Here is a 13,862-nt window from a genome sequence, read left to right as displayed (position 1 = left end):
GTGAGGTGGCCGGGACGTTTCCTTTTGCGGGACCGAATGTGCGGCTTACTGGCGCGGTTTGACGTTGAGCGCGTCGATCACGCCCTCCTGCCCGTAGCGGCGGGCCAGGTCCATGGCAGTCAAGCCATCCTTGTTCTTGAGCGTGAGGTCAGCGCCGTTGTCGCGCAGCACTTCCACTGCCGCAACGCGGCCGCGCATGGCGGCCAGCATGACGGGCGTCATTTTGTCATCGGGGGACTCGGCATCGACATAGGCCGAGGCATCCAGCAGCAGCTTGACGATCTCGGAGCTGCCATTGATGGCGGCGTAATGCAGGGCGGTCCAGCCGGGACGGTTGACTTCGACCTCGCGCGCCAGCAACAGCTTCACCACAGGGATATTGCCGTAGAAGGAGGCCAGCATCAGCGGCGTGTCACCGTTGGTGGCCTGGGCTTCCAGGTTCACATCGGGCGCATTGACCAGCACGTCGAAAGCCTTCATCGAATCTTCACGAATGGCCAGCATCAGTCCGGTATAGCCGCGCTTGGGCTCGATCAGGTTGGGCCCCATGCCGCGCTGCATCAGCTGCTTGAGGAAATAGACATTGTCCATGCGGATGGCCTGGAAATAATCTTCATACGCACCCGCGCGGGCGGCCCCCGGCAACAGCAGCGAGGTATAAAGGACGATACGGCCGATGCCGCCGAAGCGGGCGCGCAGCTTTTCCAGCAGGGTCATGGCTTGATTCCGAACAGCTTGAAGAAATTGTCAGAGGTCTGGCGCGCCACTTCGGCCGCGCTGATGCCGCGCAGGTCGGCGATGAATTCACCGACATGGCGCACGTAACCTGGCTCGTTGGTCTTGCCCCGGAACGGAACCGGTGCCAGGTAGGGTGAATCGGTTTCGATCAGCATGCGCTCCAGCGGAATGGTGCGGGCGACTTGCTGCAAGTCCTTGGCCGACTTGAAGGTGACGATGCCGGAGAAGGAAATGTAGAAACCCAGTTCAATGGCCGCATCGGCCACCGCCTGTGATTCCGTGAAGCAATGCATGACCCCTGCCACGCCGCCCGCCTGTGGGCTGGCACCCTCTTCCTGCAGGATGCGGATGGTGTCTTCCGACGCAGAACGGGTATGGATGATGAGCGGCTTGCCAGTGGCCCGCGAGGCGCGGATATGGGTACGGAAGCGCTCGCGCTGCCATTCCAGGTCACCCTGCAGGCGGTAGTAATCCAGCCCGGTTTCACCGATGGCGACGATGCGCGGATGGTCCGCCAGGCGGATCAGCTCATCGAGCGTCGGCTCGGGGGTGTCTTCGTAGTCCGGATGCACGCCGACCGAGGCGTAGACGTTGGGATACTGCTCGGCCAGAGCCAGCACCTGCGGGAAATCCGGCAGGTCCACCGAGACGCACAGGGCATGGCTGACCTGGTTGTCGGCCATCTTGCCGAAGATCTCGGGCAACCGCGCCGCCAGGTCGGGAAAATTGATGTGGCAATGGGAATCGATATACATGGCCGCTATTGTAAAGCCATGCCGACAGGCTGTCGCCCCTGCTTGTCGGGCGCTTACCTTTCGTTACAGAGCCGCGCGAGGTCGGCTCAGCGTGCCACCGGCCGCTTGGCCAGCTTGCGCTGCAGGGTGCGGCGGTGCATGTTCAGCGCCCGTGCGGTGGAGGAAATATTGCCTTCGTGCTCGGCCAGTACGCGCTGGATGTGCTCCCATTCCAGTCGTTCCAGCGACAGTGGCGATGCCTCTTCCACCGGCAATACGGGCTCATCGACTGCCTCGCCTTCGGCCACGTACGACAGCGCCGACAGGATGGAATCCACATTGGCCGGCTTGGCCAGGTAGTTATCTGCGCCGGACTTGATGGCCTGCACCGTGGTGGCGATGCTGGCATAGCCGGTCAGCACCAGCAGGCGCGCCTCCGGCAACGCCTGGCGCAGCGGCCCGACCCATTGCAGGCCGGAATCCTTTTCCAGCTGCAGGTCGATGGTGACGTAGTCGAAACGCTCGCGGCGCGCGGCTTCCAGCGCCTCTTCGCCGGTGTGGGCGACGACGGCACGAAAGCCGCGCCGTGCCAGCGAACGTGCCAGCGTGCTGGCAAAGACGTCATTGTCATCGAGGATCAGGAAGGCGGCACTCATGGGGATATCCGTAAAACCAGAAGAATGAAGGATGGCGGTTCACACCAGGGGGAAGCGCAACTGCGCGACCGTGCCCTGGCCCGGCGACGAGCGCAGCTTCAGCTTGCCGCCCAGGTGGGTGGCGCTGGCCGAGGCCAGCATCAGGCCGATGCCCGAGCCGCCCGAACTGCTGGCCACCGGCCCGTGGCCCAGGCGCTGCAACAGTTCCGGGCTGATGCCGGCGCCATTGTCGGAGACCTCGATGATCGCCATGGTGCGCCCCGGCTTGCCGGAGGCGGCAGATCCGCCCTCGCCCGCCTCGGCCGGTGCCAGGCGGATGCGGATTTCGCCCTGGTGGCCGAGGCCACGCACGGCATGGGCCGCATTGTCCAGCAAGGTCAGCAGGATCTGCGACAGGTCCTGCAACTGGCTGGCCTTCCAGCCCGGCTGATGCACCTCAGCTGCCAGCAGCACGGCCGGATGGCGCAGCCGCCAGCCTTCCAGCAGGCTGGTGAGCCAGGGCGTGATGGGCGCGCTGTCTTCATTGCGCAACTGGGCATCGGCGTCGAGCCGCATGTTTTCCAATGCGGCCTTGCAGACGGCGATCTGTTCCTCGACCACCCGCACGTCTTCCTCATAGGCCGCCAGCGCGGGATTGCTGGCCATGTCGCGGCGCATTTCGCCAGCGATCACTGCTACCGTGGACAGCGGTGTATTGAGCGCATGGGCGGCACCGGCAGCCTGGGTGCCGAGGGCGACGATGCGATGGCTCTGCAGCTGGCGCTCGCGCGCCTGTGCCAGCTGGCCGTCGCGCAAGCGCACGGCCGCTGCGATGCGGCTGACGAACCAGGTGATGAGCAAGGCCGAGATCGAGAAGTTGATCCACATCCCGGCCAGGTGATAGGCCATCGCCTGCCCGTGGTCGTGGATGTGCAGCGGCTGGTAAAAGTACACCAGCCCCGAATAGCAGCCCAGCGCACACAGGGCCAGCAGCAAGGCATAGGGCCAGGCCAGCGTGGCAGCGCCTGCTGCCAGTGCCGGCAGGTAGAAGGAAACGAAGGGATTGGTCGAGCCGCCCGAAAAATACAGCAGCGCCGTCAATACCGTCACATCCAGCAGCAATTGCATGAACAGTTCGGCCTGCTCGGCCGGCCGCGCCCAGCGCATGCGCAGCCAGGTGGCAGCGTTGATGAGGGCCTGCAGGCCGATCAAGGCCAGCAGCGCCGGCAAGGGCAAGGCGATATGCAGCCAGGCATGCGCCCCGGCCAGCACCAGCAGCTCGCCCGCCACCATGGCCCAGCGCAGCCAGAACAGCCGCGACAGAAGCAGGTGCTGCGGCTGGTTCATCTGCTCGGAGACGGGAATGAAGAAGGAGGTCAGCGACATCATGCCGGAATTATACGGTCCGGCACGCCGCTTCCCCCCAGGCGCGGCGATTTGCCGCAGGCCCGGCCTGGTCGACGCGGCGTCAATCGAACAAGCGCGCGTAATCGATCAGCATTTCCTCAATGAACAGCTTGGCCGACAAGGGGTGATCCGCAATGGCGCGGCGATCGCCCATGCCGCGCAAGGCCTTGGACACGGCCAGCGCATCGACCCGTTCGGCCAGACGCCCCAGTTCCTTGCCATACCGCGGGTAGTAGCGCACCACCCCGGCCGACTTCAGCGACAGCAAATCATACAGCCAGCGCTGTACCCAGCCGACCAGGTCGGCGGCCGGCGTTTTCTGCAGTTTGTCGGCAGCGCGCAAGGCACCATCCACGCCGGGCTGGGCCAGGTGGCGCAGCAATTCATCCAGGGCATCACGGCCCTCGCCCTGGGCAGCTTCCAGCGCGGCCAGCGGTGCCCCCCCCTGCTCGGCCAGCCAGGCATCGGCATCCTTGACGCCCTGCTGCTTGAGCCAGGCCAGCGCTTCGTCATGGCCGGGTGCGGTCAGGGCGAACTTGCGGCAGCGCGACAGAATGGTCGGCAGCAGGCGGTCCAGGCGATTGGACAGCAGCAGGAACATGGTGCCCGGCGGCGGTTCTTCCAGCGTCTTGAGGAGCGCATTGGCGGCCGCCGTGTTGAGCGCTTCGGCCGGATACAGCATCACCACCCGCAAGCCCGAGCGGTGGGTGGAAACGTTCATGAAATCGGCCAGCGCACGGATCTGGTCGATCTTGATGTCCTTGGAGGGGGCCTTGCTGGCCTTGGCGGTTTTCTTTTCTTCACCTGCCTCGTCTTCGGCGGTCTCATCCTCCAGTACTTCAGGGCGCACGCGCCGGTAGTCAGGATGATTGGATTGCGAGAACCAGTTGCAGGAGGCACATACGCCGCAGGCATGGGCCTCTGGCGTGGGCGATTCGCACAGCAGGGACTTGGCGAAGGCTTCGACGAACTGCGTCTTGCCGGTGCCGGCCGCGCCATAGAACAGCAGCGCATGCGGCAGGCGTTCACGCAGCTGCTGCAACTGGCGCCAGCTCTCGCCCTGCCAGGGCAGCAATACCTCGGAAACGGTCACGGACATGCAGCCTCCCTCACAGCGCTGCCACGATGGCGCGCAGTTCTTCCTGGATCACCGGGATGGGACGCGTGGAATCGATCAGGCGGAAACGCTGCGGGAACTGCGCGGCGCGGCGCAGGTATTCGGCGCGGGTGTTGGCGAAGAAATCGGCCTTTTCCTGCTCGAACTTGTCCAGCGTGCGTTCGGCATCCAGCCGCGCCCGCGCCACTTCCAGCGGCACATCGAAGAGCAGCGTCAGATCCGGTTGCAGATGGGGATGGACCCACTGTTCGAGGCTGTCCAGCTTGTCCAGCGCCAGCTTGCGGCCGCCCCCCTGGTAGGCGAAGGTGGCATCGGTAAAACGATCCGAGATGACCCAGTCGCCGCGTGCCAGGGCCGGCTCGATGACCTGGGCCAGATGCTCGCGGCGCGAGGCGAACATCAGCAGGGCTTCGGTTTCCAGATGCATCTTGTGATGCAGGACCAGCTCGCGCAGGCGTTCGCCCAGGTCGGTGCCGCCGGGTTCACGGGTGGCGACCACAGTCATGCCGCGCTCGCGCAGCAGCTGGGTCACGAAAGGAATGTGGGTCGACTTGCCGGCGCCGTCGATGCCTTCGAAGGTGATGAATTTGCCTGATGCCATGAAGGTATCGCTACTCAATGAATGAAACGGTAAAAGAAAGACTGGCTCAACGCTGGTAGCGGTTGACGGCCTGGTTGTGTTCGTTCAGGTTGCTGGAGAAATGGCTGGTGCCATCCCCGCGCGCCACGAAGTATAAGGCCTCGGTCTTGTCCGGGTTCAAGGCCGCCGCCAGAGAGGCTGCTCCGGGCAAGGCAATCGGCGTGGGCGGCAGACCGGCGCGCGTGTAGGTGTTGTAGGGGGTGTCGGTGAGCAGGTCGACTTTGCGGATCTTGCCCTGGTAACGGTCGCCCATGCCATAAATCACGGTCGGATCGGTTTGCAGCAGCATGCCGGTGCGCAGGCGGTTGACGAAGACCCCGGCCACCATGCCACGCTCGGATTTCTGCCCGGTCTCCTTCTCGACGATGGAAGCCATGGTCAGCGCCTCATAAGGCGTACGGTACGGCAGCGACAGGTCGCGCCGCGCCCAGGCTTCGTTGAGCTTCTTGCTCATGAGGGCGAAGGCCTGTTTGTAGACCTGCATATCACTGGCCCCCTTGGCGAAGAGGTAGGTATCGGGAAAGAACAGGCCTTCCGGATAGGTGTATTCGTTGGTCAGCTTGGCCAGGATCTGCTGATCGGTCCAGGTGGCGGTGTCGTGCTTCAGGGCGGGTTGATCGGCGATGGCCTTACGCATCTGCTTGAAGGTCCAGCCTTCGATCACCGTCAGCGCTTCCTGGGCGAATTCCCCGCGCACCAGTTGCAGCAGCAGGCGCTGCGGCGTGTAGCCGGGCTTGATTTCATAGCTGCCGGCCTTGATGCGGCCGCCTTCGCCGGACAGGCGCGCGTACAGGGCAAACAGGTCGGGGTTGACCGGCACCCCGGCCGCGGCAATCTGCTGGGCAGCGCCGTTGACGCCCGCGCCCGGCGTGATGGTGAAGGCAATCACTTGTCCGTTCGGCTCCACGATGGGCTGCTTGGACCAATAGACGCCTGCCCCTGCCACCAAGGCTGCCAGCACCAGCAATGTCACAAATAACTTCTTCATACCAGAGGCGAAATCCTTGTTGCTCCGACGCGATTTTTCGGAGATCACTATAATCGAGGCATCAATGATAATCGCTGGCACGACAGTTGCCTAATTTGCCGGACCGACCGACCCGGCAAGACGTAATCCGTAAAAGATTTCCTTTATGACAGACATGACTTCTTTGCCCTCCGGCTGGCGTGACTTTCTGGCGCAACAAGGCGCCCAGTTCGACGCCGAGAGTGGCGACATCACGGGCTTTGGCCCGACCGCCCCGGCACCGCAAAGCCTGGAAAGCTTCATGGCCCCCCTCGCCAGCCTGGGCCTGATCACAGCCACCGGCGAGGACGCCGCCAGCTTCCTGCATGGGCAGCTCACCAATGATGTGCAACAGCTCGACAGCAGTGCGGCCCGCCTGGCCGGCTATTGCTCCCCCAAGGGCCGTCTGCTGGCGACCTTCCTGATCTGGCGCGACGAGCAGGCCATCTGGCTGCAACTGCCGCGCAGCCTGCAGCCGGCGATCCAGAAGCGTTTGCAGATGTTCGTGATGCGTGCCAAGGCAAAACTGGCCGATGCCAGTGCCGAACGTGCCGTGCTTGGCCTGGTCGGCCCGGCCACGGCCAATGCCCTCGCTGAATGGTTCCCGGTCTTGCCGGCGGCCCCCTACGCCAAGATCGACAACAGCCACGGCACCCTGATACGCCTGGCCGATGCCGCCGGCAGCCCGCGCTACCAGTGGATCGCGCCGGTCGACATCCTCACCGCCGCCTGGCCCAAGCTGGCCCAGCATCTGACCCCGACGGCCAGCCTGGCCTGGCGGCTGTCGGAGATCCGTGCGGGCGTGCCGGGGATCGTGCAAGCCACGCAGGAGCAGTTTGTCCCGCAGATGATCAATTTCGAACTGATCGGGGGCGTCAACTTCAAGAAGGGCTGCTATCCCGGCCAGGAAATCGTGGCGCGCAGCCAGTACCTGGGCAAGCTCAAGCGCCGTACCATGCTGGCCACCATTGCCAGCGCCGAGGCGCGCGCCGGGCAAGAAGTCTTCGCTGCCGCCGATCCGGGGCAGCCCTGCGGCATGGTGGTCAACGCCGAAGCGCTGGATGCGGAGCACGCACTGGCTTTGGTGGAAATGAAACTGGCCGCTGCCGAGGATGCCGTGCATCTTGGTGCCGCCGATGGCCCGGCCCTGCATTTCCACGCCCTTCCCTATGAGCTGGCCGATCCGCAATAAGCGGCGCGCCGCCTGAGCCACACCGCAGCCATAGGGACGCATCCATGGATCTCTACATTTACTATCGGGTCGACAGTGCGCACGCGACTACCCTGTTCGGCAAGATCAAAGGCGTGCAAGCCATGCTGCAAGCGCGCCTGGGCATCGCCGGCGCGCTCAAGCGTCGTCCCGGCGAACAAGACGGCCTGCAGACCTGGATGGAAATCTACCAGGGCATCCTGCCCGCTTCCGCTGAGGACTTCACCCGGACCCTGGACCGCGCGCTGACAGATTCCGGCGCAGCAGCGCTCATCAGCGGCGAACGCCACGTCGAGCACTTCGAGGATGTTGCGCCATGTGCCTGATCATCTTCGCCTGGAAAGTGATCCCCGGCATGCCGCTGATCCTGGCGGCCAACCGGGACGAGTTCTATGCCCGCCCCGCCGCCGATGCCGGCTGGTGGAACGACCATCCCCACATTTACGCCGGGCGCGATCTGCAAGGCGGCGGTACCTGGCTGGGCGTGACCCGGGACGGACGTTTTGCGGCGCTCACCAATGTGCGCGCACCTTCGGAGCGACGGGCCGATGCGCCCACACGCGGGCAACTGGTGGCCGGCTATCTGGCCGGAGACCTTGATCCGCAAGCCTACTTGCGCCAGATCGAACCGCAAGCGCAACGCTACAACGGCTTCAACCTGCTGCTGGGCAACCGGGAAACGATGGTGTGGTATTCCAACCGGGGGCAGGAGGATCCGCGCAACGGACAGCCTTTGGAGTATGGCGTCTACGGCGTTTCCAACGCCTTGCTCGATACCCCCTGGCCCAAGCTCACCCGCGCCAAGGCGCAATTTGCCAGCCTGCTGTGCCAGGGAGCTCCGGAAGAGACCTTCTTCGAGATGCTCACTGATGGCACCCGCGCCAATGATTGCCGCTTGCCCGATACCGGGGTGGGGCTGGAGAAGGAGCGCATGCTCTCGCCCATCTTCATTCGCTCCCCGGACTACGGTACCCGCTGCTCGACGGTGCTGCGCGTGCCCATCGTCGGTGAGCCGGTGCTGACCGAGCACGTGGTCGATCCTATGGCAATGCAATATAGTGCCGAGCCGGCCACGGACAAGGCTTGCAAGATTCCGTGCAAACCACGTGTGCAAGAAGCTTCACCAGAAGACGGGCTGCAGGGTGAAACCACACGCCCGGCGTGATGATTCGGCTTCACATGAGCCCAACGAGAAATAAGCAAATCGAATATCTGATATACGAAAGATAAATTGGCTGAATTTGGTGCGGAGCAGTAAAGTTGCACCTGTCTCCTCCAATTTCCTCCTAAAGAATTGGATTGAAGCCCACACCGCAAGGTCGTGGGCTTTTTTTTTCGTCCATACACGGCGATACCGGGCCAACGGGATTGCTCCCGCCGCCCGGTGCCGCTCTCAACGCAACTTCTTGCGCTTCAACCACGCCAGCAATCGCTGCGGTTCATCGGTCTGGATGATGCTCACCCCACTGGCGATGAGCTTGCCCCACACTTGCTCGGGATGAACCACCGCCACCGTATCGAGGTAAGGTCCGGCCAGATCCATGGGCCGTCCGCTGTCGATGTCGATCGCCATGGTGTTGACCAGCAGGCGTACCGGCCTGCGCCCGATCGCCTGAACTGCCTCGCCGACTACGGCGGGATCACGGAAGATGATCTGCAACACCGTCGGCTCCTGTCGGGCCATGGTTTGCAATTGCCCGCTGCGCGCTGACGCTCCGGTCTTTTCATCGAAATACAGCGTCTGCACGGCAATGCCCAGCGAACGCGCCCAGGCCACCTGCTGCGCATCGACACCTGCATTGATGTTCAGCAGCACGTCGCGCGCGGTATCCGTCTCCAGGATCGCCGCCACCATTGGCCCGATGTCCGCCGCCTTGACATCCAGATTGAGCAGGATGCGCCCGCGCGCCGCAGCCAACGCTTCTTGCAGCGTAGGCACCCGGCGCGCGGTCAGGGACGCGCCTTTGCCACCGCCGCGCGCATACAGCCGCAGGGCCTGAATCTCGGCCAGCGTAAGGTCGGCCACCGCGCCATGTCCGTTGGTCGTGCGATCCACGGTCTCATCGTGCATCAGCACCAACGCGCCATCGCGCGTGGTGCGGACATCGATTTCTCCGATATCGATGCCTTCGGCGATGCAGCGACGGATGCCATCGAGCGAATTCTCCGAGGTTTCAGTCCAGCAGCTGCGGTGCGAGGACACCAGCACCGGGCCGGTCGCGGTGGTCAGCGCCGACTGACGCCAGGCAAGGGGTGCTGCTTGTGCGAGAGCTTGATCCATGAGCAGGCAGAAGGTACAGGTGAGGAGAAAACGGCCAAGAGAATGCATGAAAACTTCCTGGTAGATGAAGGAATGTAAAAATGGGCCGTCCTGAAATGACCCATGAAGAAATGACTAGGTGACGAAAAAGGACGGACGCCCGGTTTCCACATGGCCCGCCAGCCGGCGCGCAAAACCCGGCCTGTCCTCGCTCTGGACCAGCAGGTCGTACCAGTGGTGACTGTTTTGCAGCGGCCATCGCAGCGTGGCCGACTGCCCCGGTGCCAGCGCAGCCATACGCGCAGGCTGCCCGTAGGCCTGATCCCGCAGCACCAGGCGCACTACTTGCGCACCCGGATTGGACAAGGCCAGTACCAGCTCGCCACGCTCGCCGTCATGGCGCACCTGCACTACCGGCCCGGCATCGCCGCCAGCGTCCAGGCTGCCTCGCAGCTCGCGCAGGAAACCGTTGGGGCCGTACACCTTCAGGTCGTAGACGCCCGCCGGCCCGACGCCGCGCCATTGCGCCGTCAGTGACTTGCCCGGTTGTACGGTGAAGGTCTGGTAGCGTTCGCTCTCCTGACGGGCATACACCTGATAGACCACACCCGCCTTGCCGGGGTTGAGGAACTCCAGCTGCAGAGCGCCCCCTTGTGGCAGCGGCAGGTCATCCACCGCCAGCACATACGGCAAGGCCCGCGCCGGCCGCATGCCGCGCTCCTGCTGCGGCATCATCGGACTGGCAGGCGCAACGGGTGCGGGCAGGCGGGCCTGCGCATCCGACAGCGCGCGATAGGCCGACGTGTCGGGCAAGACCGGACTGGCCACGTCGCGGCGACTGAAATCGAAGGCCGAGGTCAGATCCCCGCACACCGCGCGCCGCCATGGGCTGATGTTGGGTTCGTGCACATCGAAGATCTGCTCCAGGAAACGGATGACCGAGGTATGGTCGAACACTTCCGAGCACACATAGCCGCCCTTGGACCAGGGCGAGATCACCATCATCGGCACCCGCGCCCCCAGCCCGGCGGGCAGGTCATCTGCCGGATTGACATAGTCGCCCAGCCGATGGAATTCGCCGCTAACCTCTACCGTCGACTGGCCCTGCCCCCCATGCAGCGGCGGCGTGGGCGGTGCAACGTGGTCGAAGAAGCCATCGTTCTCGTCGTAGTTCACCAGCAGTACGGTGCTGCTCCACAGCGCCGGATTGGCAGTGAGGATGTCCAGCACCTGGCTGATGTAATGCGCGCCGTAGCCGGGAGTGCGGTCGGGATGCTCGCAACTGAGCTTGGGCGGCATCAGCCAGGATACCTGCGGTAGCGTGCCGCCGTTGACATCACGCGCCAGGTCGGCCAGCGTGAACTTGCTGCAGGCCTTCTGCCACAACGGCGAATCGGGCGCGGCATTCTGGTACTGCGCGAAAAAATACTGCAGCACGTTGAAGTCGCTCGGATAGTCGCCGTGGTCCTTGTGCAGGTCATCGGTCCCCTGATACACCTTCCACGACACGCCATGCTGCTCCAGCCGCTCCGGATAGGTGGTCCAGCGGAAACTGTCGGCACCGTTGCGGCGCTCGCCCGGCACCCCGGACCAGCTGCCGGTACGTGGCTGGAAGGTCATGGGTCCACCTGCCCTGCCCTGCAGGTCGATGCCGCCGCTCATCATGTGAAAGCGATTGGGATTGGTCGACCCCAGCACCGAGCAGTGATAGGCATCGCAAATGGTGAAGGCATCGGCCAGCGCGTAGTGGAAAGGCAGGTCTTCGCGCGTGAAGTAGGCCATGGTCACGGTGTCCTTCTTGGCCTCGATCCACTTGTCATAGTCGCCGCGGTTCCAGGCCGCGTGCTGATCCTTCCAGGCATGCGGCAGATTGCCGCCGGCGCGCCCGGCACTGGTGGTGGCCATCTCCATGCGATACGGCAGCACCAGTCGGCCCTGCGGATCGCGCTGGTGGAACACCGGACTGCCGTCCGGCAAGGGACGCGGGATAGGATCAGCGAAGCCGCGCACGCCCTTCAAGCAGCCGAAATAATGATCGAAGGACCGGTTCTCCTGCATCAGGATCACCACGTGTTTCACATCCTTGATGGTGCCGGTCGGTGACGAGGGGGCCACTGCCAGCGCCTTGCGGATGCTGGCTGGCAAGGCCGTCAGTGCCAGCGCCGCGCTGCCGGTGCGGGCAGCATTCTTGAGGAAATGGCGGCGGCCGGGGGATTTTCTGTTCATCGGCGAATCTCGCAATCTTCGTATTGTTACGCTCAGTTCAGACTGAAGCGCAGTTCGACCTCACCCAGCACCGGCTCATCGGTACGTGAGAACTTCCATTGCATCAACGCCTTGGTCGCGGCCTGGTCGAACAGCTTGGGCGGCTGCGCGCGCACGATCTGCACGGCGCTGACTGAGCCATCCTTCTCGATGGTCAGGTGGGCCACCACCACACCTTCGGTATTGCTGGCCAGGGCTTTGGGCGGGTAGTCCGGCTCAACTCGCTTCAGCGGCACCAGACCGCGCCGTACCTCGCCGGGCTGGGCCTTGGGCGCAGGCGCCGCCGGTGCCGGCGGCGTACTGGGCGCAGCGGCAGCAGGGGCAGGCTGACTGGGAGACACCGGGGCTGGCACTTCCTGAGACGGCGCGCTCGGTGCGGGCACCACCGGAGCCGGCTTCGGCGTGGGCGCTGGCTTGGGCGGGACCGGTTTGGGCGGCGGCCTGGGCGTCGGAGGCACCGGCGTCGGCGGTGTGGGCGCAGGCAACGGCGGTGCCTCGGCAATGCTCACCAGCTTCATCACCTTGACCGGTTCGGGCGGAGGTTCGGGCACCTGTGCCTTGGGCCAGGCCAGCAGCACGATGGCGCACTCGACCGCCACCGCCACGCCGACCGCCAGCGGCCAGCGCAGGGCGCTGCCGGCGGGTACGGCGGGTGGCTGATCCTGCCAGGAAGATGACGGCGCGGCGGATCGCGGCAGGGTCATGGAATGACGCATATCCACCTCAATGCTTGGCCGCAATGCCGATGTCTTCGACCCCGGCAGCGCGGGCCACATCCATCACGTGCAGCAGGTTTTCCAGCGACACGTCCTTGTCGCCGGCTACCAGCACTTCCAGCTTGGCGGTCCGGGCGCGCTCTTTCAGTTGGCCAACCAGCGCATCATGCTCAACCGGCTTGCCTTCGAAGAACATGGCCCCCGTCTTGTCCACCACGATGGTGAGCGACTTGCTGGGCAGCGTGGCGGCACTGGCGGCTTGTGGCACGTTGATCTTGAGACCGCTCACATCGATCATCTTGAGCATCGTCACCATGAAGAAAATGAGCAGGAACATCATGATGTCGATCATCGGGATGATCTCGATATGCGGCTCATCCGACTGCAGGTAGCGGGTGCGGCTCATGATGCGGCTCCGGCATAGACGACCTCGGCGGCGCGCTTGATGACGGGCTTGCCCTGCCCGGAGGCTGGCGACTCTCCGGCCTGACGCACCACGATGGATTCTTCCAGCAGACAGTGCTGCTTGATGAAGACCAGCTTGATCAGATCCAGCTCCAGCAGCGCCAGGCGCACTCGCTTGGAGAAGTAACTATTGGCCGCCACCCCGGCGATGGCCACCAGCAAGCCACAGCCCGTGGCCAGCAAGGAGTGGCCGATCCCGTTGGTGACCGCCCCGCTGCTGCTGCCGGCGGTGCCCAGCACGTTGAAGGATTCGGTGATGCCGATGATGGTACCGAGCAGGCCGATCAGCGGGCCCAGCGTAATGGCCGCACCCAGCAGCCACAGTGCGCGGTCCAGTTCGGGCATGGTCCGTACGATGGCCTCGTCGATGTAACGATCCATGGCCTCGCCCGAGGCCAGTGCACGCGACTCCACGGCCGCATGCAGGGTCGGGCCGAAGACCGTGTTGCGATAGCGCTGGGCGATCTCCTGCAAGGCGGCGTCGCTGCGGTGATCGGCGCGCAGCAGCGCCTGGTCGATCTGCTTGCCCGACGGCAGGCAGCGGGCAAAGAAGATGAAGCGCTCGACCGAGACGGCCAGCACGACCAGCAGCAACAGGGCCAGGACGGGAATGATGCCCATCGATTGGCGGCTCAGTTCCAGCAGTTGTTCAAGATTGGACATGGCGTT

General features: G+C 64.3%; 15 protein-coding genes. 3 read left to right on the top strand and 12 right to left on the bottom strand.

The window, feature by feature from the left end; all coding sequences use genetic code 11:
• Nucleotides 1-45: 45 nt before the first annotated feature.
• The 7 genes from MKD49_RS07085 to mltG form a co-directional block, all read right to left on the bottom strand.
• Nucleotides 46-717, bottom strand: a complete 672-nt coding sequence (locus MKD49_RS07085) for an ankyrin repeat domain-containing protein (RefSeq protein WP_252695895.1) — start codon at nt 715-717, stop codon at nt 46-48.
• Nucleotides 714-1,493, bottom strand: coding sequence for a TatD family hydrolase (locus MKD49_RS07080; RefSeq protein ID WP_034331577.1), 780 nt, complete (start codon nt 1,491-1,493; stop codon nt 714-716). Before MKD49_RS07080 ends, MKD49_RS07085 begins: the two co-directional genes overlap by 4 nt.
• An 86-nt stretch (nt 1,494-1,579) precedes the next feature.
• On the bottom strand, nt 1,580-2,128 hold the full coding sequence (locus MKD49_RS07075) for a response regulator transcription factor (RefSeq protein ID WP_121041455.1): 549 nt from the start codon (nt 2,126-2,128) through the stop codon (nt 1,580-1,582).
• 39 nt (nt 2,129-2,167) lie between these two features.
• On the bottom strand, nt 2,168-3,496 hold the full coding sequence (locus MKD49_RS07070) for an ATP-binding protein (protein WP_252695894.1): 1,329 nt from the start codon (nt 3,494-3,496) through the stop codon (nt 2,168-2,170).
• Nucleotides 3,497-3,575: 79 nt separating this feature from the next.
• The gene (locus MKD49_RS07065; RefSeq protein WP_252695893.1) at nt 3,576-4,613 is read right to left on the bottom strand and encodes a DNA polymerase III subunit delta'; all 1,038 of its coding nucleotides are present in this window, start codon (nt 4,611-4,613) and stop codon (nt 3,576-3,578) included.
• 10 nt (nt 4,614-4,623) lie between these two features.
• Nucleotides 4,624-5,232 carry a dTMP kinase gene (gene tmk, locus MKD49_RS07060; protein ID WP_121041461.1) on the bottom strand — a complete coding sequence of 203 codons (609 nt, stop codon included), beginning with the start codon at nt 5,230-5,232 and terminating at the stop codon, nt 4,624-4,626.
• 46 nt (nt 5,233-5,278) lie between these two features.
• On the bottom strand, nt 5,279-6,259 hold the full coding sequence (mltG, locus tag MKD49_RS07055; protein WP_039787874.1) for an endolytic transglycosylase MltG: 981 nt from the start codon (nt 6,257-6,259) through the stop codon (nt 5,279-5,281).
• A gap of 145 nt (nt 6,260-6,404) precedes the next feature.
• Between mltG and MKD49_RS07050 the strand changes: the two genes are divergently transcribed.
• The 3 genes from MKD49_RS07050 to MKD49_RS07040 are packed head-to-tail and all read left to right on the top strand — an operon-like array spanning nt 6,405 to nt 8,652.
• The gene (locus tag MKD49_RS07050) at nt 6,405-7,469 is read left to right on the top strand and encodes a folate-binding protein YgfZ (RefSeq protein ID WP_252695892.1); all 1,065 of its coding nucleotides are present in this window, start codon (nt 6,405-6,407) and stop codon (nt 7,467-7,469) included.
• Between the two features lie 44 nt (nt 7,470-7,513).
• On the top strand, nt 7,514-7,813 hold the full coding sequence (locus tag MKD49_RS07045) for a DUF4936 family protein (protein ID WP_252695891.1): 300 nt from the start codon (nt 7,514-7,516) through the stop codon (nt 7,811-7,813).
• Nucleotides 7,804-8,652: an NRDE family protein gene (locus MKD49_RS07040; protein ID WP_121041469.1), complete on the top strand. Its 849-nt coding sequence runs from the start codon at nt 7,804-7,806 to the stop codon at nt 8,650-8,652. The genes MKD49_RS07045 and MKD49_RS07040 overlap by 10 nt, the downstream gene beginning before the upstream one ends.
• A 228-nt stretch (nt 8,653-8,880) precedes the next feature.
• Here MKD49_RS07040 and MKD49_RS07035 read toward each other — a convergent pair whose 3' ends face one another.
• From MKD49_RS07035 to MKD49_RS07015, 5 genes are all read right to left on the bottom strand, one after another.
• The gene (locus MKD49_RS07035; RefSeq protein WP_134135800.1) at nt 8,881-9,768 is read right to left on the bottom strand and encodes a glycerophosphodiester phosphodiesterase family protein; all 888 of its coding nucleotides are present in this window, start codon (nt 9,766-9,768) and stop codon (nt 8,881-8,883) included.
• A 114-nt stretch (nt 9,769-9,882) separates the two neighbouring features.
• The gene (locus MKD49_RS07030) at nt 9,883-11,973 is read right to left on the bottom strand and encodes a phosphocholine-specific phospholipase C (protein WP_252695890.1); all 2,091 of its coding nucleotides are present in this window, start codon (nt 11,971-11,973) and stop codon (nt 9,883-9,885) included.
• Nucleotides 11,974-12,005: 32 nt separating this feature from the next.
• Nucleotides 12,006-12,716 carry an energy transducer TonB gene (locus tag MKD49_RS07025; protein WP_252695889.1) on the bottom strand — a complete coding sequence of 237 codons (711 nt, stop codon included), beginning with the start codon at nt 12,714-12,716 and terminating at the stop codon, nt 12,006-12,008.
• Nucleotides 12,717-12,735: 19 nt separating this feature from the next.
• Nucleotides 12,736-13,134, bottom strand: a complete 399-nt coding sequence (locus tag MKD49_RS07020; RefSeq protein WP_121041477.1) for a biopolymer transporter ExbD — start codon at nt 13,132-13,134, stop codon at nt 12,736-12,738.
• Nucleotides 13,131-13,856: a MotA/TolQ/ExbB proton channel family protein gene (locus tag MKD49_RS07015; RefSeq protein WP_121041479.1), complete on the bottom strand. Its 726-nt coding sequence runs from the start codon at nt 13,854-13,856 to the stop codon at nt 13,131-13,133. The genes MKD49_RS07020 and MKD49_RS07015 overlap by 4 nt, the downstream gene beginning before the upstream one ends.
• Nucleotides 13,857-13,862: the final 6 nt, after the last annotated feature.

The organism is Herbaspirillum sp. WGmk3 (genome assembly GCF_023952535.1).
In the GTDB taxonomy this organism is placed as follows: domain Bacteria; phylum Pseudomonadota; class Gammaproteobacteria; order Burkholderiales; family Burkholderiaceae_D; genus Herbaspirillum; species Herbaspirillum huttiense.
Note: the sequence above shows the minus strand (reverse complement) of the source record. Positions and strands in the feature narration are given on the sequence as shown.

Bases quoted from the DNA above. Each gene is read 5' to 3' on its own strand.
- mltG (WP_039787874.1), bottom strand. From the start codon at position 6,259: ATGAAGAAGTTATTTGTGACATTGCTGGTGCTGGCAGCCTTGGTGGCA.
- MKD49_RS07030 (WP_252695890.1), bottom strand. From the start codon at position 11,973: ATGAACAGAAAATCCCCCGGCCGCCGCCATTTCCTCAAGAATGCTGCC.
- MKD49_RS07025 (WP_252695889.1), bottom strand. From the start codon at position 12,716: ATGACCCTGCCGCGATCCGCCGCGCCGTCATCTTCCTGGCAGGATCAG.
- MKD49_RS07080 (WP_034331577.1), bottom strand. From the start codon at position 1,493: ATGTATATCGATTCCCATTGCCACATCAATTTTCCCGACCTGGCGGCG.
- MKD49_RS07045 (WP_252695891.1), top strand. From the start codon at position 7,514: ATGGATCTCTACATTTACTATCGGGTCGACAGTGCGCACGCGACTACC.
- MKD49_RS07070 (WP_252695894.1), bottom strand. From the start codon at position 3,496: ATGATGTCGCTGACCTCCTTCTTCATTCCCGTCTCCGAGCAGATGAAC.
- MKD49_RS07020 (WP_121041477.1), bottom strand. From the start codon at position 13,134: ATGAGCCGCACCCGCTACCTGCAGTCGGATGAGCCGCATATCGAGATC.
- MKD49_RS07040 (WP_121041469.1), top strand. From the start codon at position 7,804: ATGTGCCTGATCATCTTCGCCTGGAAAGTGATCCCCGGCATGCCGCTG.
- MKD49_RS07035 (WP_134135800.1), bottom strand. From the start codon at position 9,768: ATGGATCAAGCTCTCGCACAAGCAGCACCCCTTGCCTGGCGTCAGTCG.
- MKD49_RS07050 (WP_252695892.1), top strand. From the start codon at position 6,405: ATGACAGACATGACTTCTTTGCCCTCCGGCTGGCGTGACTTTCTGGCG.
- MKD49_RS07065 (WP_252695893.1), bottom strand. From the start codon at position 4,613: ATGTCCGTGACCGTTTCCGAGGTATTGCTGCCCTGGCAGGGCGAGAGC.
- MKD49_RS07075 (WP_121041455.1), bottom strand. From the start codon at position 2,128: ATGAGTGCCGCCTTCCTGATCCTCGATGACAATGACGTCTTTGCCAGC.
- MKD49_RS07015 (WP_121041479.1), bottom strand. From the start codon at position 13,856: ATGTCCAATCTTGAACAACTGCTGGAACTGAGCCGCCAATCGATGGGC.
- MKD49_RS07085 (WP_252695895.1), bottom strand. From the start codon at position 717: ATGACCCTGCTGGAAAAGCTGCGCGCCCGCTTCGGCGGCATCGGCCGT.
- tmk (WP_121041461.1), bottom strand. From the start codon at position 5,232: ATGGCATCAGGCAAATTCATCACCTTCGAAGGCATCGACGGCGCCGGC.